The 24,971-nt window shown below is 62.3% G+C and carries 25 protein-coding genes; 17 read left to right on the top strand and 8 right to left on the bottom strand.

Going from position 1 to position 24,971, the window contains the following annotated elements; translation table 11 throughout:
• Positions 1 to 37 precede the first annotated feature (37 nt).
• The gene (locus tag ACO076_RS05850; protein ID WP_421725789.1) at positions 38 to 517 is read right to left on the bottom strand and encodes a fasciclin domain-containing protein; all 480 of its coding nucleotides are present in this window, start codon (positions 515 to 517) and stop codon (positions 38 to 40) included.
• Between the two features lie 119 nt (positions 518 to 636).
• On the opposite strand from ACO076_RS05850, the gene ACO076_RS05845 reads away from it, so the two are divergent.
• On the top strand, positions 637 to 1,515 hold the full coding sequence (locus tag ACO076_RS05845) for a DUF6502 family protein (RefSeq protein WP_421725788.1): 879 nt from the start codon (positions 637 to 639) through the stop codon (positions 1,513 to 1,515).
• Complete coding sequence (locus ACO076_RS05840) at positions 1,502 to 2,461, top strand: DUF5666 domain-containing protein (RefSeq protein ID WP_421725787.1); 960 nt, start codon at positions 1,502 to 1,504, stop codon at positions 2,459 to 2,461. Before ACO076_RS05845 ends, ACO076_RS05840 begins: the two co-directional genes overlap by 14 nt.
• Before the next feature lie 10 nt (positions 2,462 to 2,471).
• On the opposite strand, the gene ACO076_RS05835 is transcribed toward ACO076_RS05840, so the two are convergent.
• A complete protein-coding gene (locus ACO076_RS05835) occupies positions 2,472 to 3,785 on the bottom strand; it encodes a glycosyltransferase family 4 protein (RefSeq protein WP_421725786.1) in 1,314 nt (437 codons plus the stop codon).
• A 442-nt stretch (positions 3,786 to 4,227) separates the two neighbouring features.
• On the opposite strand from ACO076_RS05835, the gene ACO076_RS05830 reads away from it, so the two are divergent.
• The gene (locus ACO076_RS05830; protein WP_421725785.1) at positions 4,228 to 5,307 is read left to right on the top strand and encodes an Ldh family oxidoreductase; all 1,080 of its coding nucleotides are present in this window, start codon (positions 4,228 to 4,230) and stop codon (positions 5,305 to 5,307) included.
• 23 nt (positions 5,308 to 5,330) lie between these two features.
• On the opposite strand, the gene ACO076_RS05825 is transcribed toward ACO076_RS05830, so the two are convergent.
• Positions 5,331 to 6,365: a LacI family DNA-binding transcriptional regulator gene (locus tag ACO076_RS05825; protein ID WP_421725784.1), complete on the bottom strand. Its 1,035-nt coding sequence runs from the start codon at positions 6,363 to 6,365 to the stop codon at positions 5,331 to 5,333.
• 56 nt (positions 6,366 to 6,421) lie between these two features.
• A complete protein-coding gene (locus ACO076_RS05820; protein ID WP_421725783.1) occupies positions 6,422 to 6,862 on the bottom strand; it encodes a VOC family protein in 441 nt (146 codons plus the stop codon).
• Between the two features lie 129 nt (positions 6,863 to 6,991).
• Here ACO076_RS05820 and ACO076_RS05815 point away from each other — a divergent pair, with 129 nt between their 5' ends.
• From ACO076_RS05815 to ACO076_RS05785, 7 genes are all read left to right on the top strand, one after another.
• Positions 6,992 to 7,888, top strand: a complete 897-nt coding sequence (locus tag ACO076_RS05815) for a carbohydrate ABC transporter permease (RefSeq protein WP_421725782.1) — start codon at positions 6,992 to 6,994, stop codon at positions 7,886 to 7,888.
• Complete coding sequence (locus ACO076_RS05810; protein WP_421725781.1) at positions 7,885 to 8,787, top strand: carbohydrate ABC transporter permease; 903 nt, start codon at positions 7,885 to 7,887, stop codon at positions 8,785 to 8,787. The genes ACO076_RS05815 and ACO076_RS05810 overlap by 4 nt, the downstream gene beginning before the upstream one ends.
• A 2-nt stretch (positions 8,788 to 8,789) precedes the next feature.
• A complete protein-coding gene (locus ACO076_RS05805; RefSeq protein WP_421725780.1) occupies positions 8,790 to 9,881 on the top strand; it encodes an ABC transporter ATP-binding protein in 1,092 nt (363 codons plus the stop codon).
• A gap of 30 nt (positions 9,882 to 9,911) precedes the next feature.
• A complete protein-coding gene (locus ACO076_RS05800; protein ID WP_421725779.1) occupies positions 9,912 to 11,159 on the top strand; it encodes an ABC transporter substrate-binding protein in 1,248 nt (415 codons plus the stop codon).
• Positions 11,160 to 11,232: 73 nt separating this feature from the next.
• Positions 11,233 to 11,718: a VOC family protein gene (locus ACO076_RS05795; protein WP_421725778.1), complete on the top strand. Its 486-nt coding sequence runs from the start codon at positions 11,233 to 11,235 to the stop codon at positions 11,716 to 11,718.
• A gap of 16 nt (positions 11,719 to 11,734) precedes the next feature.
• Positions 11,735 to 12,493: a sugar phosphate isomerase/epimerase family protein gene (locus ACO076_RS05790; protein ID WP_421725777.1), complete on the top strand. Its 759-nt coding sequence runs from the start codon at positions 11,735 to 11,737 to the stop codon at positions 12,491 to 12,493.
• A gap of 298 nt (positions 12,494 to 12,791) precedes the next feature.
• Positions 12,792 to 13,820: an aldo/keto reductase gene (locus tag ACO076_RS05785; protein ID WP_421725776.1), complete on the top strand. Its 1,029-nt coding sequence runs from the start codon at positions 12,792 to 12,794 to the stop codon at positions 13,818 to 13,820.
• 76 nt (positions 13,821 to 13,896) lie between these two features.
• On the opposite strand, the gene ACO076_RS05780 is transcribed toward ACO076_RS05785, so the two are convergent.
• A complete protein-coding gene (locus tag ACO076_RS05780) occupies positions 13,897 to 14,472 on the bottom strand; it encodes a GNAT family N-acetyltransferase (RefSeq protein WP_421725775.1) in 576 nt (191 codons plus the stop codon).
• 145 nt (positions 14,473 to 14,617) lie between these two features.
• Here ACO076_RS05780 and ACO076_RS05775 point away from each other — a divergent pair, with 145 nt between their 5' ends.
• Positions 14,618 to 15,526, top strand: coding sequence for a LysR family transcriptional regulator (locus ACO076_RS05775; protein ID WP_421725774.1), 909 nt, complete (start codon positions 14,618 to 14,620; stop codon positions 15,524 to 15,526).
• A 14-nt stretch (positions 15,527 to 15,540) separates the two neighbouring features.
• Here the strand turns inward: ACO076_RS05775 and ACO076_RS05770 are convergent, their stop codons facing one another.
• The 3 genes from ACO076_RS05770 to ACO076_RS05760 all read right to left on the bottom strand — a co-directional run bounded on the left by ACO076_RS05770 (position 15,541) and on the right by ACO076_RS05760 (position 18,177).
• Positions 15,541 to 16,149, bottom strand: coding sequence for a DAK2 domain-containing protein (locus tag ACO076_RS05770; protein WP_421725773.1), 609 nt, complete (start codon positions 16,147 to 16,149; stop codon positions 15,541 to 15,543).
• Positions 16,150 to 16,154: 5 nt separating this feature from the next.
• Positions 16,155 to 17,153 carry a dihydroxyacetone kinase subunit DhaK gene (locus ACO076_RS05765; protein ID WP_421725772.1) on the bottom strand — a complete coding sequence of 333 codons (999 nt, stop codon included), beginning with the start codon at positions 17,151 to 17,153 and terminating at the stop codon, positions 16,155 to 16,157.
• Between the two features lie 112 nt (positions 17,154 to 17,265).
• On the bottom strand, positions 17,266 to 18,177 hold the full coding sequence (locus tag ACO076_RS05760; RefSeq protein ID WP_421725771.1) for a LysR family transcriptional regulator: 912 nt from the start codon (positions 18,175 to 18,177) through the stop codon (positions 17,266 to 17,268).
• A 146-nt stretch (positions 18,178 to 18,323) separates the two neighbouring features.
• Here ACO076_RS05760 and ACO076_RS05755 point away from each other — a divergent pair, with 146 nt between their 5' ends.
• The 6 genes from ACO076_RS05755 (at position 18,324) to ACO076_RS05730 (ending at position 24,928) form a co-directional block, all read left to right on the top strand.
• Positions 18,324 to 19,838 carry an MmgE/PrpD family protein gene (locus tag ACO076_RS05755; RefSeq protein ID WP_421725770.1) on the top strand — a complete coding sequence of 505 codons (1,515 nt, stop codon included), beginning with the start codon at positions 18,324 to 18,326 and terminating at the stop codon, positions 19,836 to 19,838.
• On the top strand, positions 19,838 to 20,731 hold the full coding sequence (gene prpB / locus ACO076_RS05750; RefSeq protein ID WP_421725769.1) for a methylisocitrate lyase: 894 nt from the start codon (positions 19,838 to 19,840) through the stop codon (positions 20,729 to 20,731). Before ACO076_RS05755 ends, prpB begins: the two co-directional genes overlap by 1 nt.
• Before the next feature lie 124 nt (positions 20,732 to 20,855).
• Positions 20,856 to 21,821 (top strand): Bug family tripartite tricarboxylate transporter substrate binding protein, encoded by a 966-nt coding sequence (locus ACO076_RS05745; RefSeq protein WP_421725768.1) that lies wholly within the window; start codon positions 20,856 to 20,858, stop codon positions 21,819 to 21,821.
• Positions 21,821 to 22,261 (top strand): tripartite tricarboxylate transporter TctB family protein, encoded by a 441-nt coding sequence (locus ACO076_RS05740; protein ID WP_421725767.1) that lies wholly within the window; start codon positions 21,821 to 21,823, stop codon positions 22,259 to 22,261. Before ACO076_RS05745 ends, ACO076_RS05740 begins: the two co-directional genes overlap by 1 nt.
• A 12-nt stretch (positions 22,262 to 22,273) precedes the next feature.
• A complete protein-coding gene (locus ACO076_RS05735; RefSeq protein ID WP_421725766.1) occupies positions 22,274 to 23,779 on the top strand; it encodes a tripartite tricarboxylate transporter permease in 1,506 nt (501 codons plus the stop codon).
• 171 nt (positions 23,780 to 23,950) lie between these two features.
• The gene (locus tag ACO076_RS05730; RefSeq protein WP_421725765.1) at positions 23,951 to 24,928 is read left to right on the top strand and encodes a sugar ABC transporter substrate-binding protein; all 978 of its coding nucleotides are present in this window, start codon (positions 23,951 to 23,953) and stop codon (positions 24,926 to 24,928) included.
• The last annotated feature ends 43 nt before the right edge of the window (positions 24,929 to 24,971 follow it).

Below are 24,971 nucleotides of genomic sequence, written 5' to 3'. Positions count from 1 at the left end.
GCGGCGCGCGGCCTTGATCGCCGCGCGCCAGTGAGCGTCACTCCGGAAGAATGACCGCGTCGATCACGTGGATGACGCCGTTGGTCGCTTCGACGTCAGCGGTGACCACGGTTGCACCGTCGACCATGACGCTGTCGCCGGTGGCGTCGATCGATACCGAGCTACCCTGAACCGTGTCGGCATCCATCGCCTTACCGGCGAGGTCGCCGGACATCACCTTGCCGGGAACCACATGGTAGGTCAGCACGGCAACGAGCTGGTCCTTGTTTTCAGGCATCAGCAGGTTCTCAACCGTGCCTTCCGGCAGGGCAGCGAACGCTTCGTCGGTCGGCGCGAAGACGGTAAAGGGGCCGTCGCCCTTCAGCGTATCGACGAGATCGGCGGCCTGCACGGCCGCGACCAGCGTGTTGAAGCTGCCGGCCGAGACGGCTGTATCAACGATGTCGGCATCGGCGGCGTAGGCGCTGACTGACGCAGCAAGGAAACCGGCGGTGCCAAGAGCAAGAAGACGTTTCATGGAGTGACTCCCGTGTTTGTGTGAAAAATTCCCACGTACACTGCTAAACTTAGGGACCCCTGTGCATCTGTCAAGAATTTTTGTGGACTTTTTCTCCCACTGACTCTATTTTCCGATCAATGAGCGAACCGATCAGCGACGCCCGTGCGGAAGCGTTTTCCAAGGTAATCCAATGGCTTTTGCGCCCACTGGTCCGCGCCTTGATTGCTCAGGGCGTGACCGCTCTAGCGCTCTATCGAATGATCAAACGCATCTATGTCGACGTCGCCGAGGAGGAGTTGGCCAAGGCCGGACAACGCCCCACCGACAGCCGGATCAGCGTCCTGACCGGCGTGCACCGGCGCGATATTCGCGCCTTCCGAGACGAGAGTTCGGAGGACGCCGCCGCAACCCGGCAGAAGGTAACAATGATCGCCTCGGTGCTCGGGCGATGGCTCGCCGATCCGAAGATGGTCGACACAGACGGACAGCCGCGCCCCTTGCCCCGAACAAGTGACGACGGCGTCGACTTCGACTCGCTCGTGCGGTCGGTCAGCCGGGACATTCGACCGCGAACCGTCCTAGACGAGCTCGATCGTCAGGGTCTGGTGTCAACGGATCCCGAAACCGGGCTGATCCGACTCCAGGCCGACGCGTTTCTGGGACCGGCCGATCTCGATCAGCGGATACATTTCTTCGCCGAAAACGTCGGCGACCATATTGCCGCCGCAGTTGAAAACCTTCTGGCAGACGAACCACCTTTCATGGAACGCGCCGTGTTCTACAATCGCCTGACGCCGGATTCGGTCGACGAAATCGAAAGCACGGCTCGAAGCCGCGCCACCGATTTGCTCGTGTCGCTGAACCGGCTGGCCCACAGCCGGCAGGCCGCCGACCTTGACGCGCCGGATGGAACCGAGCGTTTCCGTTTCGGGGTTTTCTTCTACCGCGAGGATGAGGCGACCAGACCATCGGCACGAACCACAGCCGAGAAGGACGACGCAGATGGCCGTGCTTAATCGTCGCGGCGTCCTTGCTGCGCTCGGAGGTGCGGTCATTGGTTTGCCCGGCTCGCGGGGCTGGGCCGAGGAGGCCGACAAACAGCCGGCGGAGGGCGGGATCGGCGGCACCGGCATCGTCGGCACGCTGATGGATTTCGGCAGCCTCATCGTCAACGGTATGGGAATCGAAACCGATGCCGATACGGCGTATTCGTCGACACTTGGTGCGTTCGATCCGGAGAACCTGGCGATCGGCCACAGCCTGACGATCGAAGCAACGGGATCATCGCAAGGGCTTCTTGCCCGGCGTGTTCATGTCACCCAGCCGCTCGTTGGCCGCCTGGAAATCTGGGACGACAGCGGCCTGCTACGGGTCGCCGGTGTCGATGTGATTGCCGACCTCGGCGCCATCCCTGATTTCGGGGCGGGAGACCGGGTGGCGGTCTCGGGCGTATGGCGCGGCAACGCGGTCATCGCCGCCCGCATCGACGCCGCGTCGGATATTGAAACCTCGGCAATCGCCGGAGCAGTGACGCGGCGGGGCGACGGTTGGGCCCTTGGTGGCCGGCCACTCGAACTGGGTTCTGGCGTGGAAGCGCCGGACCCCGGCAGCTTCGTCACGGTGACCGGGCGCGCCCTCGCCGACCGGTTTGTCGCCGACCGTCTGGTGCCAGGCCGCTTCACCGGAGCTGCAGGGCCGCTACAGCAGTTGTCGATCGATGGCTACCTCGACCCCGTCGCGACCGCCCCGCAGTACGAGATCGCGGGCCTCGGACACAGCTTCGATCCGGAAGCGAACCTCACGCCGTTCCGCGAGACACGGACGCTCTTCACCGGCCCCTACACCGGCTTGTTCGCGGTGCAGACGGGCCTGATCCTGCCCGAATCGTTCGCCGAACGGCGGGCGTTCATCCGGGAACTGGTTGTCGATCCGGCAGCGGGACAGCCAATTTCGGCCCGCTGACGCGATCAGTTCAGTGCCGGCCGACCGCCTCGTTGATGACCGCCTCCCATTGATCGTAGACGATCTTTGGGGCGTAAGGCGCCATCGTCGCCGGCGCGGTGGCGCTCATTCGGTTTCGCAGCTCCTCGTCTCGCATTAATCGGCGAAGGCCGTCGGCAAGTGACTTGCGACGGTTCTTTTTTGAGACAAGCAAGCCGTTCACGCCGTCCTCGACCAGCGCGTTCAAACCACTGCAGTCCTTGAAACCAACGACGGGCAGGCCGGCCGCCAGCGCCTCAGTGACTACAAGCGGAAACCCTTCATATTTCGACGGGTGGCAGAGTATCGACGCCGACAGGTACTTGTTCTGGATCCTCTTGGTGACGCCGACCAGCTTAACCCTCTGTAGGCCGAGCCTTTCGATCCGCTTGTCTAGTTCCGGGCGCTCGGGGCCAAGGCCATAGATTCTCACCCGCCAATCAGGGAACTCGTCCACCAGATCGGCCCAAACTTTGAGCAGCAGATCATGCCTTTTCACATCGGTTAGCCGACCGACACTGATGATGACTTTCTTGCGCTCGGTCGCAGTCAGGCTTTCGGTTGGAACCGGCGATACCGGATTGCCAACAACACGGAGACGAGATCTAAGCTTGGGCGGATACCATTTCCGATATTCTGGCAACAGGACAAGAATCGAGGTCATGCGCGTGAGTGCTCTTTTTCGCACCCACACGTCGACCGCATCCCTGCTCCACTTTTTCCGGCTGAAGTCGCGTCTCGGATCGTTGTGGGTTGACGCGATCAGTGGTGTGCGCATCCCAAAGCTAGCAACTGCCGCAGTAGCCATCGCCGGGGGCAGAAAAGGTATTAGAACATCAATGCCGGACCGCTTGACGTGGTCACGTAAAGACCTCGCGAGCGGGCGACGATCGACCAACCATTGGTAGACAGAACCTGGGGAGACCCGTTTGCGTTTGACCTCCGGGCCCTCATCGTCCAATCTCGGTCTGGCGTCGAAATCGTCCAGATTTACGAGATTGATTCCGTCTTCCAGTGGGAAGAAGAGCTTCGGGCTCTGATCCTCGTAGGTGACAATATCGACGCTGAACCCGCGCCTTTTCATTTCGCTAGCGGCCTCAATCAGAACCCGCTCGGCGCCCCCGGCGCGGCCGCTGATTCGATGGATGAAAAACGCTATCTTTGGTCTTTTTGGCCTCGCCGGCACGGGCGGGTTATCCTGTTGTTGTTCGACCGGCTTCGCGTCGATGCGCCAAAACCAGAAGATACGTCTCTTAGGCGTCACAACGGCTGGCGGTATTGCTGCGCAGTCGGCCTGAACGCGCATCAGTAGCCCGCGGTTGGGGGCATCGCAAGGCGCTCCTAGAGGCTCCGGTCGCCGCCTCGGTAGCAGTTCGCTCTCACACCCCCTACCGCGTTCGCCACCGTGTCGCGATATGGGACGGCGAGCATCGCGTCCGCTGGCGGATCTGGGTTGACAGCGAGCCGGAACCGGACACCTGGCTCTGCGATGAGGATACCGGCAAGATTCCTTCGCACTTGCCCCGTCACACATTCGCGACGTATGGCCTTTTCCAGCACTTCGGCTTACCGATCGAATGGTCCGACATCCTGATCCGCGAAGTGGACGACGCGCCGGAGGATTTGCCGTGTCGTGATCGATCTGCGAGCCGTGAGCCGTTCCTCAAGAGGAACCGACCGGGCGCATTCTGATCGTCAGTGATTCGCGAGTGGGCGTTCCACGATCGCCAAACCCTAGGAGACCGTCGATGGCCGTTTATCCCAAAAGCGAAACCGATCGCCGAGTCGCCGCCGATGATCTTCAACGGATCGTCAGCGGGATATTTGTTGCTTGCGGCATGGACGAAACCGATGGCGCCCTGCTCGCGCAAACGCTGGTGTTCTCCGATCGCCGTGGCATCCATTCGCACGGCGTTCTCCGTGTCCCTGATTACGCCACGAAGCTAACTGACGAGGGCGTCGATCCGCGCGGAACACCGCGCGTGGTCTCCGATCGCGGCGCTGCGATCGTCGTAGACGGCGGCAACACAATGGGCCAGATCGGCGGCACCTTCGCCATGCGTTACGCCATCGACCGCGCCGGCGAAATCGGTCTGGCCCTCGCCGCTGTGCGGGGTTCCAATCATTGCGGCGCGATGGATTGGTATTCGATGATGGCCGTCGAGGCAGACATGATCGGCATCGCTGGCACCAATGCATTGCCAACCATGGCGCCGTATGGCGGCATCGATAAGATTATCGGGATCAACCCGCTGTCGATCGCAGCGCCGTCCGCGGGCCCATTGCCGTTCGTTCTCGACTTCGCCTTTGGTGCGACCGCTCACGGCAAGATCCGCGTCTACCATCAGAAGGGCCTCGATATCCCGGACAATTGGGCGTTCGATGCCGAGGGTCGCCCGACAACGGACGCCGCAACCGCGCTGGCGGGGCTGATTCAGCCGATCGGCGGGCACAAAGGTGTCGGCCTGGGCATGGCGGTCGGGATCCTCTCCAGCCTGCTGTCCGGCGCAGCCTATGGCAATGAACTCGGCAACATGAGGGGCGGGGCGATCGCCGGTCGCGACGGTCACTTCTTCATGGCGATTAACATCGCCTTCTTCGAGGATGTCGATCGTTTCAAGTCCCGCATCGAAACGATCATCGAGCAAGTCCATCGCTCGCGCCCACGCGCCGATGTCGATCGGCTTCTGGTCCCGGGTGAGATCGAGACCGACATCGAGCGCGACTATGACCGCGACGGGATTTTGCTGGCCGGCGAGACCGTCGACGACATCGCTGCCGTAGCCGAACGGCTCGGCGTCGACGCCTCGTCCTTGTTCAAGTCCTGAGACACCGTCGCCCGACGGCAATCTCAATCGGGCTCGGCCACGTCCGCTCCCGCCGTCGATTGACGCACGATCAGCCTGGGATCGAGGAGATGCTCGGCTGGGGCCGGCAGTGGCCCGGCCGCCTGCATCAGCTCGACCAACCGGCCGATCGCCGTATCGGCGATCTGCCCGACCGGGTAAGCCACGGTCGAGATGGGTACGGACGAAAGACGAGCGAACTCGATGTCGTCGAAACCGGCGATCGCCACGTCATCGGGAATCGCCAGGCCGGCCGCCTCACACCATCGTTGCACACCAAGCGCGACCGAGTCGGTGGTCGCGATAATCGCGTCCGGCCGAAGGCCGCGAGCCCACAAGCTGGCAGTCGCACGGAAACCGTCTTCGATCCCGTGACCCGGCACGGCAAGCCGCAGCTCCGGATCAGGAGAAATCGGCGACTCGGCCAGTGCTTGCATGTAGCCGTCTTGCTTCTCGGTGTTACCCAGCGGCGCCGCTGAATCGAGGAACGCGATACGCCGTCGTCCGATTTCAAGGAGATGCCGCGTCGCCTTCCAGGCGCCAAGATGCTCGTCGACGCTAACGGTATCGATCGCCTTCTCACGGTCGGCGACCAGCGACACGACGGGGTATCCCCGCTCGCGCAATAAGCGGACGTGATCGATGTCCCGGTGGTCGGTCGGATAGATCAGAATCCCGTCGACCTGACGCTGGCGGAAGGTTTGGATCGCTTCGATCTCGCGCGCCATCGTGTTGTCAGACGTGGCGAACAGGGTCGCGTAACCGTGCTCTGAGAGACCACGGGCGATCTCCTGCGCGACCTGCGTCAGGATCGGGTTGCGGATGTCGGTGAGCACGAGGCCGACTGTCATGCTCTCCTGGCTGACCAGTGACTGCGCGATGCGGTTTGGGGTGTAGTCGAGATCAGCCGCTGCCTTCTGGATCAGCGTCCGGGTCGCCTCGGGGATCCTCGGGCTCTCGCGCAGGGCCAGCGAGACAGTGTTCGCGGAGAACCCCGTCTTGTCGGCGACATCACGCAATCGCACGCGCGTTTTGCGCACGGCTACCCCCGGTTCCGCTCACTCTTCGGCCGGCATCGCTACCCGGCCGGTGGGCGTCATGCAACCGGCTCGCGCATCTTCCTGATCGCCTCGAACTGCAGGCAATCGGGCGCCATTTCCATGAGTTCGATGCGGTTGCCGTCCGGATCCTGGAGCCAGGCCTGGCGGTTGCCGTCGGCACCCGTCTTGATCTCCGCCAAGAGTTCGATCCCAGCGGCCTTGATCTGTGCCACGGTCGCGTCGAGATCGTCGATCGTCAGGCAGAGATGGTTCATGCCGTTGGCATTGCGCCCCGGTGCCCGGTCGCCCTCGGCGTCCGGAAAGACCTCCAGATACTGATCGTCCGTGATCCGCAGGTAGATCAACCAGACGCTGCCATCGTCCTTATGCAACCGCAGCATCTCGGCGAAGCCAAGCTTCTTCTCGTAGTAGTCGAGTGTCCGATCGAGGTCGGCGACCTTGATCGCCACATGTCCGAGGCTGGTGACTCCGTCCATCGGTGGTTTCCTCCTGCGTTGCTGGTCGATTTCGGTTGACGAAACGCGTGTTTCGCCGGTATATTAACGATAATACGCCACATAACAAGGGCCAAACCTTGATCGTTCGCGGCCAGCTAAGGGAGTGAGATGGTCGTTCGCTGGAGTCGCGTCGCGCCGCAACTCGCCCTTACACCGGCGGTGCTGATTACGGCCGTGGCGTTTATCGGCGCGATCGGCTGGACGATCTATATGTCGTTCACCCAGTCCCGTCGGTTTCCCGACTACACGATTGCGCCTGATCAGTGGGGTCGGCAATACCGGCGGTTGTTCAACGACCGCGCCTGGGACATCTCGCTCGAAAACCTGCTGATCATGGGAGTCGGGTCGGCGCTCGCCATCGTCGTCGGTTTCATTCTCGCCGCGATGATCGAGCGAGAACAGCGTGGCGAGGACGTGTTCCGCACGATCTTTCTGTACCCGCTGGCCATATCGCTGATCGTTACCGGCATCGTCTGGCGGTGGCTGTTCAATCCCGGTCTCGGCGTCGAGAAGTTTCTCCAAGACCTCGGTTGGGAGTCGGCCCAGTTCGACTGGCTGTCGAGCTCGGACACCGCGATCTACGGCATCATCCTCGCCACGCTCTGGCAAAGCTCCGGCTTCTACATGGCGCTGATGCTCGCTGGCCTGAAATCGATCAACACCGAAATCTGGAGCGCGGCGCGGCTCGATGGCGTCGGTATCTTCCGCCTCTACATCGAGATCATCGTGCCGATGATGAAGTTCACCTTCCTCACCTGCGCGATCCTGCTCTCGCTCGGCGTGGTCAAGGCGTACGACATCATCGTCGCGATGACCAACGGCGGCCCAGGTCAGTCGACCTGGATGCCTGCGTTTTTCACCATCAGCGCCTACTGGCAAAAGGCCAATATCGCCTACGCGTCTGCGGCCGCGGTGATGATGTTGTTGATTACGCTGCTGATCTTCCTGCCGCTGGTTCTGCTTACGGCCTGGCAGGTACGACGACAGGAGGCGCGGGCGCGATGACGATTGCGACGACCAGCCCACCGGTCGCCGTGCCGCGCCGGCGGAGGAAAGGGATCAGCGGTCGGTCGATCGCCATCCTGGTGTTCCTGGCGATGTGCGCTGCGTTTTTCTGCGTGCCGCTTTACGTCGTCATCGTCACCAGTTTCAAGACGATGGACCAGATCCGGCTTGGCGAAATCTTCGCCCTGCCAGTGACGTGGACGATCGAGCCGTGGCGCGAAGCATGGTTCGAAGCCTGCTCCGGAGTGCGGTGCGATGGTCTTCAGGCGGGCTTCTTTAATTCGCTGAAGATCCTGATCCCCAGCCTGGTGCTGTCGATCTCGCTGTCATCGGTGACCGGCTACGCGCTGGCGCTCTGGAAGGTCCGCTGGGCCGGAACGTTCCTGTTCATCCTGTTCATGGCGGCGTTCGTCCCGTTCCAGATCATCATGATCCCGCTGATCATCCTCACCGGCCAGATCGGCGTCTACGGTACAGTGTGGGGTGTCGCGATTGTTCACGCGATCCTCGCCTTGCCGATTCTTACGCTGATTTTCCGCAACTACTACAAAGACATACCGTCTGAGCTGATCAACGCGGCACTGATGGATTCCGGCAGTTTCTGGCGCATCTATGGCGAGATCATCCTGCCGATGTCCGCCAACATCATGGTAGTCGTGCTCATCCTACAGATCACGTCGATCTGGAACGACTTCCTGATCGGCATCACCTTCGGCGGCATTGGCGCCCAGCCGATGACGGTGATCCTCGCCAATGTGGTGATCACGACCACCGGCGAGGCATCCTACAACGTCGACATGGCCTCGGCGCTGCTCACCGCCATTCCACCACTCGTCATCTACTTCGCCCTCGGCCGCTTCTTTGTCCAGGGCATCACCGCCGGCGCGATCAAGGGGTAGGCATGCCGACCGTCGAGTTCCGCGACATCACCAAAATCTACGGCACCCTGAAGGTGATCGAAGGCCTCAACCTCACCGTCGAAGATGGCGAATTCGTCGTGCTGCTGGGACCGTCGGGCTGTGGCAAGACCACCTTGCTCAATATGCTCGCCGGACTTCAGGAGGTTACCGCCGGGACGATTCTGATCGACGGCGCCGACGTGACCGACCGCGACCCCAAGGACCGCGGCTTGGCGATGGTGTTCCAGTCCTACGCGCTTTATCCGACCAAGACGGTTCGCGGGAATCTCAAGTTCGGTCTCGCCGCCCAAAAACTCCGCCGCGACGAGATTCAACGCCGGGTCGGTTGGGCCGCCGACCTCCTGCAGATCTCCGCCCTGATGGATCGCAAGCCGGCGCAGCTCTCCGGCGGTCAGCGCCAGCGCGTCGCGATCGGCCGCGCGCTGGTGAAGAACGTCGGCGTCTTTCTGTTCGACGAACCGCTCTCCAACCTCGACGCCAAGCTGCGCACCGAGATGCGCATGGAGATCAAGAGCCTCCACGAGGAGGTGAAGTCGACAATCGTGTACGTCACCCACGACCAGATCGAGGCGATGACCATGGCGACCAAGATCGCGGTTATGGACGGCGGCGTCATACAGCAGTTCGGGACGCCCGACGAGATCTACGAACATCCATCGAACCTGTTCGTCGCCGGCTTCATCGGCGCACCAGCCATGAACATCCTCGACGGGACCGCCACCACCGACAATGGGTCGGTTCGTGCCGTGCTCCCTGATAACCGATCGATCGATCTCGACGGCTACACATTCGGAACCAGTCCGGAACCCGGCCAACCGATCAAAGTGGGTCTGCGGCCCGAGCATTTCGGCGTCGGGGAGGCGAACGGTCACGTCCTCTTTGCGCTGCCGGTTCGCTCGACCGAACGCACCGGCAGCGATGCGACGATCTATCTCGGCATTGGCAACGACCTCATTGCTGTGCGTGCCGATCCGGGTTTCGCACGCCAAGTCGCCATCGGCGACGAGGTGCCTGTGTCCTTCCCGGCCGGGAAGGCGAATGTCTTCGACGCCCGTACCGGGCGCCGCATGTAGGACTAATTTTTCTGAAAGGGAGGACTGACGATGCCTGCACGTACCCTGACCCGCCTGTCGGCGGCTTTACTCGTCTCCGCGATCCCGCTGACGGCCGCGGCGGAAGAGCTGGTCATCTATCATGGCTGGTCTTCGCCGGCCGAAGTCGGCGCGCTCAATGTCATCAAGGACGCGTTCGAGGCCAAGGGTCACACGTGGATCGATCTGGCGCTGCCGCACGATACTGGGGCTGACGTCGGCCTGATCAACCTGATCACCGGTGGTAATCCACCAAACATCTTCGTCGAGGCCAATCCCGGGGTTTATCGCGACCTGAACCAGATGGGGATGGGTCAGCCGCTGACTGAGTTCTTCGCCGGCCGGGATATCACCGATCACTTCCCCGCTGCGGTGAGGCAGGCGATCACAGTCGACGGCGAAATCATGAAGATCCCCACCGCCGTCCATATTGACGGGATGGTCTACTACAACAAGGACGTTGCCGAGCAAGCCGGCGTCAATCCGAGTTCGTGGACATCGCTCGACGACATGTTCGGCGATTTCGACACCATCCGCGAGGCCGGGTTCATCCCGCTCGCGGTCGGTGGCCAGAAGTGGCAGGTCGGGTATCTCACCCACACGCTTGCCGCCGCACTCTACGGCGACGCGCTGTTCCCCAAGATCTACACCGATCAGCCGGACCGCGACGCCATCGACTCTGACGAGATGCGCGGTGTTCTTGCCTGGCTGCGTCGTTGGCAGCAGGCATCCGACGACGGTATGCCGAACCGGGACTGGAACGTCACCACCAACATGGTGATCACCGGCGAAGCGCTGATGCAGATCCACGGCGACTGGATGAAGGGCGAGTGGCGCTCCGCCGGCAAGGAGCCCGGCGTTGACTTCGGCTGCATCAACATTCCCGGCACCAACGGCCTGTCCACCACGGTCGACGCCTTCGGGATCATCGGCGGCGTCGACGACAATATCCTCCAGGCTGAGCTGGAATTCGCAGCCACCGTCGTCGACCCGGAAGTCTCGGCCGGCTTCGCCGCGATCAAGGGATCGTCGCCGGTTCGTCTCGATGTTGATGTCTCGGAACTCGACATGTGCTCCCAGGCGGTGATGGAAACGTTGAAGCAACCTGAGCTCGGCTTCGTCACACCCCATAACCTCGCCGATGCCGATTGGATCGATGCGATCTGGAACGTCATGTTCAACTACTGGTCCGACGAGGACATGACCGCCGATCAGGCAATCGGCGACCTCCAGAACGAGTACGACGCGATCTTCGGCTGAGCCAGCTCGCCAAACACCGGTCCCCGCTCCGGCGGGGACCTCAAGACCCAATGCTTTTCAGAAAGGTCCCGGCATGGATGCGCGCCTGCTCGACGAAGACAAGGTTATGCAAATCTGCTTCGTTACCGACGATCTTGAGAAATCGGTGAACTGGTTTGCGGAACTGACCGGCAAGCCGGTCCCGCCGGTCGGCAAAGCGGCCGATCCGGAAACCGCCAACGCGATCTATCGCGGCAAGGACGCGGCGGTTGGTTGCCGGCTGGCAATGTTCGAATTCGGCAATATCGACGTGGAGTTCCTCGAACCCGGCCCCGAGCCCAGCGCCTGGCGTGACCTGCTCGAAGCCAAGGGTCCCGGTTGTCACCATATCGCCTTCAAGACCCGTGATCTCACCAAGCGCCACGCCTATCTCGAAGGCAAAGGCCATGCGCTTCTCCAGCGCGGCGAGTTCAATGGCGGCGGCGGTCGCTACGCCTATTACGATACGGTTCCCGACCTCGGCTTGATGATCGAGTTGCTCGAGTTCGACGACGATCGCGCGCGCCAACCCGGTGACTGAATCGAGAGGGAGTCCCGTGGCGTACCCGATCGCGTTCCAACTCTATTCGTCTCGGCTTTTTCCGCCGGTCACCGACCATCTGCCGATCCTCAAGGCGATGGGGTATGACGCGATCGAGCCTTGGCCGCCGGCCTATGAGGACGACCCGGCAGCGTTTCGGCGCCACCTCGACGACGCCGGCCTCGGCTGCTTTGGATTTCATATGCCGCTCGCCGGCCTGATCAGCGAACCAAACCGCTACATCGAAATCGCCCAGATCCTCGGCGCTCGCTATCTGATCCCGCCGTTCGTTCCGAAGGAGGAGCGTCGGAACACGACGGACTTCTGGCGCTGCATCGGCGAAGACCTGGCCACCGGAGCTGAGCGGGCAGGCCGCTATGGGCTGCGGGTGGCCTGGCACAATCATGACTTCGAGTACCAGCCGCTCGACGACGGCTCGCGACCGATCGAGCACATCCTCGGTACCGGAGACGACACGGTCGGCTTCGAAATCGACTGCGGCTGGGTCAAGCGTGCGGGCGTTGATCCGGCGAGCGAGCTTGAGCTTTACGCCGCGCGGATCATCGCTATCCAGACCAAGGATCTTGCGTCGCCGGCGACCGAGGAAGACGACGGCTGGACCGCTACCGGCGACGGTGTGATCGACTGGCCGGAGTTGGCGCCGCTGTTCCGACAGACCGCCGCCGATCACATCGTAACAGAGCACGACAATCCGTCCGACTGGCAGCGCTTCGCCGAACGCTCAATCCGGTACCTTCGGGAGATCGGCCTTTGACTGAAGCGTCACATGCACAGGTCTGCGGCGATTGTTCGCGTTCAATCGCACACTTCGTTCGTTGCGCGGGGAGCGGTCTTCGGCTATTATGATCCTACTCTGAAACCGCACGGAACCGCTGCATCGGCGCCGCTTTGGGCGAGCCGGCGTTGGCGGTTGTTTCTACACTTCCGAAGGCAACGGAATGGCGCGACCTGGGCTCGCGGCAGTCCCCGCTGCGCTGCGCGGCCAGAGTCGAATGAACGGACGGTCACCGCATCTCTGCGGTCACCCGTTTCCAAACAGTGAGAGCGACAAGATGCACTATCGTAAACTTGGGAATAGCGGCACTATCGTTTCGGCCTACGCACTAGGGGCGATGACCTTCGGGATGGAGGCCGATGAAGCCACCTCCCACAAGATACTGGATGACTACACCGCCGGCGGTGGGAACTTCATCGACACTGCCGATGTCTACAGCCGCGGCATCTCCGAGGAGATCATTGGACGTTGGCTTGCCGCCCGGCCGGAGGTTCGGGATCAGGTCGTTATCGCCACCAAGGCGCGCTTCCCGATGGGCGACGGTCCCAACGACTTTGGCACGTCGCGGTTTCATCTGGGCCGCGCCCTCGACGCCTCGCTCAAGAGGCTCGGCATCGAGCAGGTCGATCTCTACCAGATGCACGCCTGGGATCGTCTCACCCCACTGGAGGAAACCCTGCGCTTCCTCGACGACGCAGTGAGTGCCGGCAAGATCGCCTATTACGGCTTCTCGAACTTCCTCGGTTGGCAAGTCACCAAGGCGGTTCACTTGGCCAAGGCGAACAGTTGGGCAGCGCCGGTCACCCTGCAGCCGCAGTACAATCTGCTCGTCCGCGGCATCGAGTCCGAGATCGTTCCCGCCTGTCAGGACGCCGACATCGGCCTCCTGCCCTGGTCGCCACTTGCCGGTGGCTGGCTCGCGGCAAAGTATGAACGCGACACGGAGCCGACCGGTGCGACGCGTCTTGGCGAAAATCCCAAACGCGGCATGGAAGCCTATGAGGCGCGCAATGCACAGGAACGCACCTGGCAGATCATCGACACGGTCAAGGCCATTGCCGCTGACCATGGCGTAAGTGCCGCACAGGTCTCGCTCGCATGGCTCGCCGCCCAGCCGGCCGTCACTTCGGTGATCCTCGGCGCCCGCAACCAGGAGCAACTGGCGGACAATCTTGCCGCAGCCTCGCTCGAACTCTCGGCCGATGAGATCGAAAAACTGACGACGGTGAGCGCGCCGGTCCTGGCGGAATATCCCTACGGCACCGCTGGCGAGCGCCAGCGTTTCCGCCCGATGCCGGGTAGCTGACGCTCCCCCCAAGGTGACGCCCCCGGCCCCCTGGCCGGGGGCAAACGATCCTGACAGATCGGCGCTGACTGAACGGTCATCCTGACGAAGAGTCCGCTTCGTCGGTCGGGGTGTGTCGATGACCAACACCAAGACTACGTTGCATCAGCACCGTGTCGACCCACCGGCCGAGCTTGAAGCCAACGGCCGGGTGTGTACCGATGTCGCTGAAGCCGAAGCGTCGATGAAGAGCGATCGAGCCGGAATTGCCGCTGTGACCGATGACGGCAATCATCTGCCGCCATGGTCCGGTCTCGCATCGGTCGATCAGCACCGAAAGCAGCGCGCCGCCTACCCCGTGGCCTCGAGCCGCTTCGGCAACATAGACCGAGTCTTCCAGCGTATATCGATAAGCGGGGCGCGCCCGATAGAGCGCCGCATAGCTGTAACCGACGACTGTGCCATCCTGCTCGGCGACTAGATACGGCAAGCCGAGGTCAAGGACGGCGTTCCGTCGCAATAGCAGCTCGGAGGCGGTTGGAGGCACCTCCTCGAAAGTCGCGAGGCCGCGAAGAACCTCGTCCGCATAGATCCCTTGGATCGCCGCGAAATCTTCCTCCGCCGCATCGCGGACGAAGATCGCGGGAAGCGGGGCCAGCGTTTCTGACTTCATTCGGGTTCCTCAACTAAATCGCAGCATTCATATCACGAATCCGCCATCGCCGGCGGCACGCCGGTGAGACGATCCGTGTTGTGCCACCTCCCTCTTCATTAGAAAAACTGGTATTAGCAATGCACATCATAAGCCAGGCTTTGATATGCGCGACCTCAAACTCGATCAGTTGAAGACCTTCGCGACAGTCGTTCGTCTCGGGAGCTTCTCCGCGGCTGCGGAGACTTTGAGCCTCAGTCAGCCAGCCGTCAGTCTTCAAGTCCGAGAGCTCGAGCGCCGGCTCGGCGTTCGCCTAATCGAACGGGTCGGGCGAAGGGCGATGCCGACTGTCGTCGGCAGCCGGCTGATCGATCATGCCAACCGAATCGAGGCGTCGGTTTCGGCCGCGCTCGACGAGGTGGCGATGTTCGCCGAGGGCACGCGTGGGCGGGTTCGGATCGGAACCGGCGCAACGGCCTGTATTTATCTGCTGCCGTCGGCCCTCAAGCAACTTCGCCAACGGTTTCCCGATCTGGAAATCGTCGTGAAAACCGGAAACACCAGCGATATTCTCAAGTCTCTTGAGGCCAATGCCGTCGATATCGGGTTGGTGACCCTGCCAGTACGCGGTCGCATATTCGACGTATCGCCGGTACTGCGCGATCGGTTCGTCGCGATCGCAGGCGAGGGTGCCGAGCCGCTTCCGACCCGCGTGACCGCCGCGACGCTTGGGGACCGCCCCTTGATTCTCTACGAGCCGAGCGGGCAGTCGCGCAGCCTCATCGATGCGTGGTTTGCCCGCGCCGGTGTCGTCCCCTCTCCCATCATGGAGTTAGGTAGCGTCGATGCCATCAAGGAGTTGGTGAGCGCCGGCTTAGGCTACGCCGTGCTCCCGGGAGTCGCCATGAACGGCGCCAGATCGGACAAGACGCTGGTGACGCGGCCACTCTCACCCACCCTCGATCGGCAATTGGGAGTGGTGATGCGCCGCGACAAGGTTCTCACCAAAACGCTCCGGGCCGTCGCGACCGCACTCCAACAGATCGGAAAAAACCGGGCAGGGAGAAGCAGATAACCCACGCAGGAGGCTCAATCGGCACCCAACGCCGCGACAAGCCGTTGGACCGCAAGCATACCCGGGTCGTCGAGGCCGATGGTCTTTTCGCCGAACATCCGAGCCCGACCGAGCTTGTTGGGGCGATCGCGAAACGCCTGCAAGGCATCCGACATGGCATTCGCTGCCGCATCGTGAATCGCGGCGGGATCGTCGAGACCATCGATTGCCTTGGCGATGGCGTCGAGCGCATCGAGGACACTCTTGTCACCAAGCGCTCCCTTGCCCCGCGCCATCATCGCGTCCCGCCCGGCGGCCACCAGCGACCCGATCTCGGACCATGATACGTCGGTCTGTCCCTTGGCCTGCTTCGCCGCAGCCATCAGCGCCGTCGCGGTCAGCGTGCCGTAGGAGGATGATGACACCCGCTGAAAAGCCTTGGCCGCGGCCAGCAGCGCCAGACCGACATCGTCCGGCATGTCGGCTGCTTCCTTCGCGACCTCGGTCCAACCGGTTGCGACCGTGATGCCCAGATCGCCATCGCCAAGCTGGCCGTCGAGAGTGTTGAGTTCGCCTTCGGCCGCTTGAGCGGCAGTGGCCAGGCGCGGTGCTGCCGCCTTCAAAGTATCGACCGTCAAGCCCATCGCGCTTACACCACCGTCCAGAATGCGCAGTGACACGGCGCCTTCAGCAATCGCTCGAGTTCCTCGTCAAGTTGGCACACGGTCAGCGTCGCGCCAGTCATCTCCATCGACGTGGCATAGCGACCGACCAGCGGCATGACGATCGAAACGCCGAGGTCGTCCAGCCGATGCTTTGCCCGCCGATACATGATGTAGAGCTCTTCGTGTGGCGTCGCGCCCAGCGAGTTGACCAGAACCGACACACGATCACCGGCGGCAAGCGGCCGGTCGGCGAGTAGTCGGTCCATCATTTCGTCGACGATCGCATCGGCGGGCTTGAGCTTGTCGCGCCAGATGCCAGGCTCGCCATGGATGCCCATGCCCATTTCCATTTCGTCGTCGCCGATCGCGAAAGTCGGCGTGCCGGCCTGGGGCACCGTGCAAGGCGTCAGAGCCATGCCGATCGAGCGGCAGGCGCCAGCCGCCCTCCGGGCTGTCGCGGTCACGGTGTCAAGATCGGCCATTTCCTCGGCTTTAGCCCCGGCGATCTTGAAGGCATAGACCATCCCGGCGACGCCGCGACGCTTCTCCGCCTCTTCCGGCGGCGCCGAAGCGACATCGTCGGCAAGAAGCACCGTGGTCGAAGGAATTTCGTCTTCCATCTCGACCATCTCGCCGGCCATGTCGAAATTCATGACGTCGCCACCATAGTTGCCATAAAGGCGAAGCACGCCACCACCACCGTTGGCGTGGCGCATGGTGCTGGCCATCTCGTCGGCGGAGGGCGAGGCGAACACGTTGCCGATCGCACAGGCATCGAGCAGGCCCGTGCCCACATAGCCGGTGAAGATGGGCAGATGGCCGGAGCCACCGCCACTCACGATTCCGACCTTGCCCGCGACAGCTCCGCCGGCGCGAGTGATCACATGGGACTCGGGCCTGGCGTAAACCTCGGGATGCGCGGCAACGAGACCGTCGAGCATTTCACCGACATAGTCAGCCGGGTCGTTGAGGATCTTCTTCATAATCGTCTCCCTCGATCGGCCCGCGCGCCGAGCCACTTGCTGTCGCGTCGTTTCACGATATCGAAGGAAAGTCCACTGGAAGGGGACTTGATCGGTTTGGCATGCCGAAAGCCTAAACCTTGCACCAGCGGGCGGTCGGCGCCACAGCGTTGAGAGAAGCCTTGAGAAGGCGGAACACCGCGTTGGCGAAACGGCGCTCCACATGGTTGCCAAAGGCGACCAGGATCTCCCGCTCGATCGGCGGGTCAGCAATCAGCCGGGCCTGAATTTCGCGGTTCTCGTACTCGTTGACGAGGTTGCTGAACGCTTGCACGGCGACACCTTCGCCCTCCATCGCAAATGCCACCATCGCCACCTTGTTTTCCACCCGCCGGGCGATCCGGGGACTGAGCTTTGCCTTGGCGAAAGCACCCTCGATCAATCGCGCATAGGGTGGATTCGAAAACATCAGCAAGGGCAGGCCGGCACATTCGGCGAGCGTGATCGGCTCTGACCCGGTCCCGAGATGGCGCTTGTGACCGGTCATGTAGAGCTGTTCGGAGAAGAGCCGTCGCCGTTCGGGGAACGGACTGGTCGCGTTGTCGTAAAATACGGCAACGTCGCAGGCTCGGTCTGCCAAAGCGGCGCTGGAATCCAGTGCCTGCCGCTCAGTCACCTCCAGAAACACGTCCGGGAGCTTCTCGTGAAAGGCCCGGTAGATCGCCGGCATCAGGAGTCGCCCGGTGTGACGGGGAATGGAGATCGAGAGCCGGGACGGAAGGGATCCATCTAGCTTTCTCACGTCTTCCCTGACCTGTTCGTACCGCTGGACCGTCTCGCTTGCGAACGCCATGAAGCGCTCGCCGCTGGCGGTCAGTTCCACGCCCCGGCCGGTGCGGGTCACGAGGGAGACGCCGAGGGTGTCCTCCAGTCCGCGCACCGCCCGGCTGACATTGGGCTGAGAGAGACCCAACTGGCTCGCCGCTTGGGACATACCCCCCGCTCTGGCCACGGCGGCAAACAGACGGAGTTCGTCGATCTTCATGATCAAGCCATATCAGAAATGATATATCTGATATTATCACTCGGCGCTTCTGCGCAACAAGTGATCCGGCTTAGTGTGACGGGACACACGGCGCGGCCGCCGGTCACAAGACCCGTGGGATCGCCCGAACTCCCAGGACACCGGCTTTGGACACACACATCGTTCGCGTCCACCCCGAAGCAGACCGGCTTCCCAGGGAAGACCAACTCGCCTGGAAGATCGCCTCAATGGCCGCAGACCAGGTGCCCGTTGACGCCGACGTCCGCGACATGGTGATCAACCGGATCATCGACAACGCGGCGGTAGCGATGGCGTCGGTCAACCGGACCCCGGTGGTGACCGCACGCGATCAGGCGCTCGCGCATCCGAGAAATGGCGGAGCGACCGTTTTCGGCGTCAGTAGTACGACCCGTGTCAGCGCCGAATGGGCAGCCTGGGCGAACGGCGTCGCAGTACGCGAGTTGGACTTCCACGACACGTTTCTCGCGGCGGACTATTCCCACCCCGGCGATAACATCCCGCCGATCCTTGCCGTAGCCCAGCAGACCGGTCGAAGTGGTTCGGATCTGATCGCCGCGATCACGACCGCGTATGAGGTTCAAGTGAATCTCGTTCGCGGCATCTGTCTGCACAAGCACCGGATCGATCATGTCGCCCACCTTGGACCATCGGCCGCCGCCGGAATCGGCGCCCTTCTCGATCTGCCGACCGAGGTCATCTACCAGGCGGTCAATCATGCCCTCCACGTGACCACCGCGACCCGGCAATCGCGAAAAGGCGAGATCTCGTCATGGAAGGCGTTCGCACCGGCGCATGCCGGCAAACTCGCCATCGAAGCCGTCGACCGCGCGATGCGCGGCGAAACCGCCCCGGCCCCGATCTATGAAGGCGAGGACTCGGTCATCGCCTGGATGCTCGACGGTCCCGACGCCGCATACGACGTGATGCTGCCGGCAAAAGGTAAGCCGAAGCGGGCGATTCTGGAGACCTTCACGAAACAGCATTCGGCCGAGTATCAGAGCCAGGCGCTGATCGACCTCGCCGTGAAACTAAGACCCAAGATCATCGAACGAACCGGCGGCGATTGGGGCCGCGTAACCGGCATCCGGCTTCTCACCAGTCACCATACCCACAACGTCATCGGCACTGGCGCCAATGACCCGCAGAAATTGGACCCGACCGCCAGCCGCGAGACCCTCGACCACTCGATTATGTACATCCTCGCTGTAGCGCTGCAGGATGAGGGGTGGCACCATGTCGCCTCCTACCTTCCGGAGCGGGCCGCGCAACCCGACACCGTGGCGCTCTGGCGAAAGATCGAAACGGAGGAAGCGCCCATCTGGACCGAGCGATACCATTCCACCGATTCTGAGGAGAAAGCGTTCGGTGGCGAACTGATTGTCACCTTCGACGACGGGTCAACGCTATCGGAATCGATCACGGTGGCCGATGCCCATCCACTGGGCGCACGCCCGTTCGGTCGGGACCAGTATATCGAGAAGTTTCAAACCCTCACTGCAGATACGGTGTCTCACGAAGAACGGGATCGCTTCCTTCGGACTGTTTTGAGCCTGGATACCCTTCCCGCTGACGAGCTGTCCGGACTCAACGTCGAAGCAACGGCAGTCGAACTCGTCCGTGGCAAGGGCGGGTTATTCTGATGCTGTTCAGCATGCTCAGCGGGTCCGAGAAGCGCGCCAAGCTGCGCGTTGGCTTGAAATCGGGAACGATTGTGAGGGCCCCCGGCGCGTTCTCGCCGCTTGTCGCCATGGAAATCGAACGCCTCGGGTTCGAAGCCGTCTACGTATCCGGTGCGGTGATCTCGGCGGACCTTGGCCTGCCGGACATCGGGCTGACGACCCTCACCGAAGTCGCCGGGCGCGCCGAACAGATCGCGCGGGTCACCGACCTGCCGACCATCGTCGATTGTGACACGGGGTTCGGCGAACCGATGAGCGCCGCCCGTACGATTCGCATGATGGAGGAGCATGGAATCGCTGCGATCCATCTGGAGGATCAGATCAATCCCAAACGCTGCGGTCATCTTGATGGGAAATCGGTCATCCCGGCCGACGAGATGGTTCGCAGGGTAAAGGCCGCCGTCGATGCGCGCCGAGATCCGAACATGGTGGTCATCGCCCGTACCGACGCGCGCGCGATTGAAGGGCTGACCGGGATGATCGAGCGTGCCAATCTCTATGCGGAAGCCGGTGCCGACATCATTTTCGCTGAAGCCCTGAAGGATGCCGACGAGTGGAGTACTGCGTCGTCCGATATCACCGCGCCGCTCCTTGCCAATATGACCGAGTTCGGCAAATCGGACCTCCTGCCGGCGAACGAACTGCAGGCGTTGGGCGCCAGCATCGTCATCTATCCGGTGACGACATTGCGCGTCGCCATGAAGGCCGCAGGAGATGTCCTCAACGAGATCAGCGAGACCGGGACACAGAGGGCAGCCCTCGACCGCATGCAGACACGCGAGCAGCTTTACGATCTGCTGCAGTACGAACGCTACAACACGCTCGACCGCGATATCTTCAACTTTAAACTGTAGGATGGAGTCGGCTCATCAACTAGATTTGCCTGACTAACTAAGTATCGACGAACCGTAGCTCGACCGACCGGGAGGAGGCGGCGAGCCGGCGAACGAAAGAACGTCAAGAGAGGGAGGAACTCGCATGAGACGTTTTCTTAAGTCGACGATCATCGGCGCTGGACTGATTCTGGGCACCTCGGTCGCCGTCTCCGCGGCGGAGTGCATCGCCCCGGCGAACCCGGGCGGGGGCTGGGACTTCACGTGCCGGCAAATCGGCAAGATCATGTACGACATCGGCGCGGTGGACGATCCAATCCAGGTCACCAACATGGCCGGCGCTGGCGGCGGCCTCGCCTTCAATCATGTCGTGGCCGAACGCGGCGACGATGCCGACCTGATCGTCGCGGCCTCATCCGCCACGTCAACCCGACTGGCCCAGAACGCCTATGCCGGTATGACCGCGGATCAGGTTCGCTTCGTTGGCGCGATCGGCGCGGATCCCGGCGTCATCGTCGTGGCCGCCGATAGCCCCTATCAATCGCTCACCGAGCTGCTCGACGCGATCAAGGCCGATCCCGGTGCGTTCACTTTTGCCGGTGGCTCCGCCACCGGCGGCTTCGACCATCTGAAGCCGTTGATGCTCCTGAGCCGCACTGGTTTCGACGACGTTAGGGCCATCAAGTATATCGGCCTCGACGGCGGGGCCGACGCGATCACGCAAACGGTTGGCGGCTTCACCGATGCAATGACCGGCGACATGTCGGAGGTGGTCGGGTTTCTGAAATCGGGCGACATCCGCGTTATTGCGGTTCTCACCGATGAACGCGTCCCCGGATTCGAGGACATTCCCACCGCAAAGGAACAGGGGATCGATGTTGTCGCCGTCAACTGGCGCGGCCTCTACATTCCGAAGGATGTATCGGACGATACCTTCAACATGTGGGCCGATCGTCTTCAGCAAGTCGCCGATTCCGACGCGTGGAAAGAAACCATGGAGGCAAATGGTCTCGCACCGTTTACGTTGGTCGGCGGCGATTTCCAGAGCTACGTAGACGGTGTCGTCGCCGAAGTCCGGCAATTGAGCAAGGACATCGGGGTCATTCAGTAATGGCCAGCGACCGAATTTTCGGTCTGGTCTTCGCACTCCTGGCGCTCGCGTATATCGCGAGCGCCACCCAAATCCAGACCAGCTTTCTGTCTGACCCGGTCGGACCCAAGACCTTTCCGATCCTGATCGGCATCGTCGGCGGCGTCAGTGCCATCTTCATTGTCATCCGACCGGATCCGAGTCCAACGTGGCCGCCTTTGCGAACGTTCGGCGCTTTGTTCGTCGCCGTCGCCGTCCTTGTCCTTTACGCCTTTGCGCTTGAACCTCTCGGATTTCTGCTGCCGACGGCGATCGCTGCCGGGGTGCTCAGCTACCAGATCAATCCGCGGATCGGCTTCGCCGCCTTGGCCGGTATCGGTCTCTCCATTGGACTCTTCATCATCTTCAGATACGCGCTTGGACTGGGACTCGTGCCCTTCCCCAGCGGCTTGTCGGGGTAGGGGGCCGCTGTCATGGACATTCTCTCGAACCTCGCTCTGGGATTCAGCGTCGCCTTGTCACCGTCGACGCTGATGCTTGCCATCTTCGGGTGTTTCATCGGCACCATCATCGGGGCGCTCCCCGGGCTCGGCCCGTCGAACGGCGTCGCTATCCTCATTCCGCTGGCATTCACCCTTGGACTGGACGCCACCTCGGCGCTGGTGCTGATGACTGCGGTCTACTATGGCGCAATGTACGGCGGGCGGATCAGCTCGATCCTGCTCAACATTCCCGGCGACGAACCGGCCCTGATGACCACTCTGGACGGCTATCCGATGGCCAGATCCGGCCGCGCCGGCGACGCGTTGGTTCTTTCCGGTGTCGCGTCCTTCGTTGGCGCGTTCCTCGCAACCGTCGGCCTGATGCTGCTAGCGCCATGGCTCGCGCAGGTCGCCTTTCTCTTCGGCCCCGCCGAATACTTCGCGCTCTATCTGCTCGCCTTTTGCACCCTCGGTGGCATGGCCAGCAACAACCAGGCGAAGTCGGCACTCGCCGCCTGTATCGGCCTGGCGATCGCCATGATCGGTGTCGACAACTCGAGCGGACTGCCGCGCTTGACCGGCGGCAGCCTGCATCTCTTCGACGGGATCGACTTTCTGGTCGCCATCGTCGGTCTTTTCGCCATCACCGAGGTCTTCTTCTTCATCGAAAGTCACGGCAAGACCTCATCGATCGGGGTCAAGCTGGGCAAGGTGACCGTGCCGTGGCGCGACGTTTTTGCGACTCGGTGGACGATGCTGCGCTCGTCCGTTGTTGGCTTTGTCGCCGGCGTCCTGCCCGGCGCCGGCGCGTCGCTCGGCAGTTTCATGGCCTACATGTCGGAGAAATCGCTCGCTGGCGAGAAAGGCGGTTTCGGCACCGGCGTACCGAAGGGCATTGCCGCCCCGGAAGCCGGCAACAACTCCGCCGCCGGCGGCGCGCTGGTGCCGATGCTGACGTTAGGGGTTCCGGGATCCGGTACCACCGCGGTGCTGCTTGCCCTGCTGATGACCTTGAACATCACCCCCGGCCCAACCCTGTTCACAGAACGGCCAGAAGTGGTGTGGGGGCTGATCGCATCGCTCCTCATCGCCAATTTCGTTCTGCTTCTGATGAACGTACCAATGGTCAAGATCTTCGTTCGGGTCCTCCAGGTTCCCCCGTCGATCTTGTTACCCGGCGTTACCATGGTGTCGTTCGTCGGCATCTATTCGCTGTCGGGCAGCCACGTCGATCTCCTGCTGATGATCGCGTTCGGCTGCCTTGGTTATGTTCTGCGTAAGCTCGATGTCCCGACGGTACCGGTCATCCTCGGCATCCTGCTCGGTGGGCACATGGAGGACGCACTGCGCCGGGCGATGGTCATTTCCGACGGCGATTGGCTCTACCTGTTCTCCTCGCCAATCGCGATCGGTCTGTGGGTCGCGGCGGTCCTCGGGTTCGTCGCGCCGATGTTCCTGCGTGGACTGTTGGCGAAGCCCCAGCGGGTTAGGGACTGAGGCCGGTTGGCGGCGGTCACCGGCGAGCAGGCGTCATCATTGTCTCAAAGATGCCCTCTAGAAACTCAAACAGAGGGAGTGATAGCGACCCTGGGGGCGCTCGCTGCCGCGGCGAGCCGCTCGATCGGAACCGGATTTCTTCAGTCTTGCCGAATGGTGGAGGAAGGGCGGATGAGAGCATTGGTGGTCAAATCGATGGTGGTCTCGAGCCTAGCAATCCTTGGGATACCGACCTCGCATCATGCTGCTGCCGAAGCCGACGGCGCTAAGGTCATCCTCCTGACCATGACTGACGCCTGCGATTATTGCGCACTCCACCACCGGGCATTCATGGACACAGCCCAAGAACGCGGGCTCGATGTAGAGGTGAAGTTCACCGACTTTGACCCGGATGTGCAAGCGACGCAGGTCGACCAGGCGCTCGCCGAAAGACCGGATGCCATCGTGCTCTGGCCGGCGGAATCCCCTGCTATCGTCCCGTCCTTGCGCAAAATCCACGAGGCCGGCATACCGCTGGTGGTGACGAACGCGAAGCCAGACGACCGGTATGCGGAATTGTGGGACGTCTATACCGGCCCGAACGACCTCCTGAACGGCCAATTGGCGGCTGAGGCCCTGATCCAGGGGTTTTCAGACAGAGGGATTGGCGCCACGGGAAAGATCTTCGTGATCGAAGGGGAGCCTGGAACGGTCGGGCAAGTCGAGCGCACGACGGGCTTCGAGGAGATGCTTGGACGAACGGCACCCGGCATTGCAGTGGTCGCTAAACAGCACGGCGATTGGGATCAAGCAAAGGCGATGAAAGCCGCCGAAACGCTGTTCGCCGAGCACGGCACGGATATTCAAGGCATTTATGCTCAGGCCGACGACATGCTGGCGGGCGCGATAGCCGCCGCCGAGCAAGAGGGTATCGATCCACTTGACCTTGTTCTCGTCGGATCCAACTGCACCGCAGAGGGTAGCGATGCGATCATCGCCGGCATCCAGTACGCGTCCGTCTTGCAGTCTCCGATCGACGATGGGGCATATGCAGCGCGGGCAATCGCCGATCTTCTAAACGGAGAAGAACTCCCAAACGAGATATTCCTACCTCATACGATCGTCACGCGCGCGAATGTCGCCATTTGCGACGAGGCGATCGGCCGGTGAGGGCGGTCAGGCTCGGTTCTCTCATACGAGCCAAGAACATCCC

Source organism: Bauldia sp. (genome assembly GCF_965232525.1).
Classification (GTDB): domain Bacteria; phylum Pseudomonadota; class Alphaproteobacteria; order Rhizobiales; family Kaistiaceae; genus Bauldia.
This window is presented reverse-complemented; position numbering and strand designations above follow the sequence as displayed.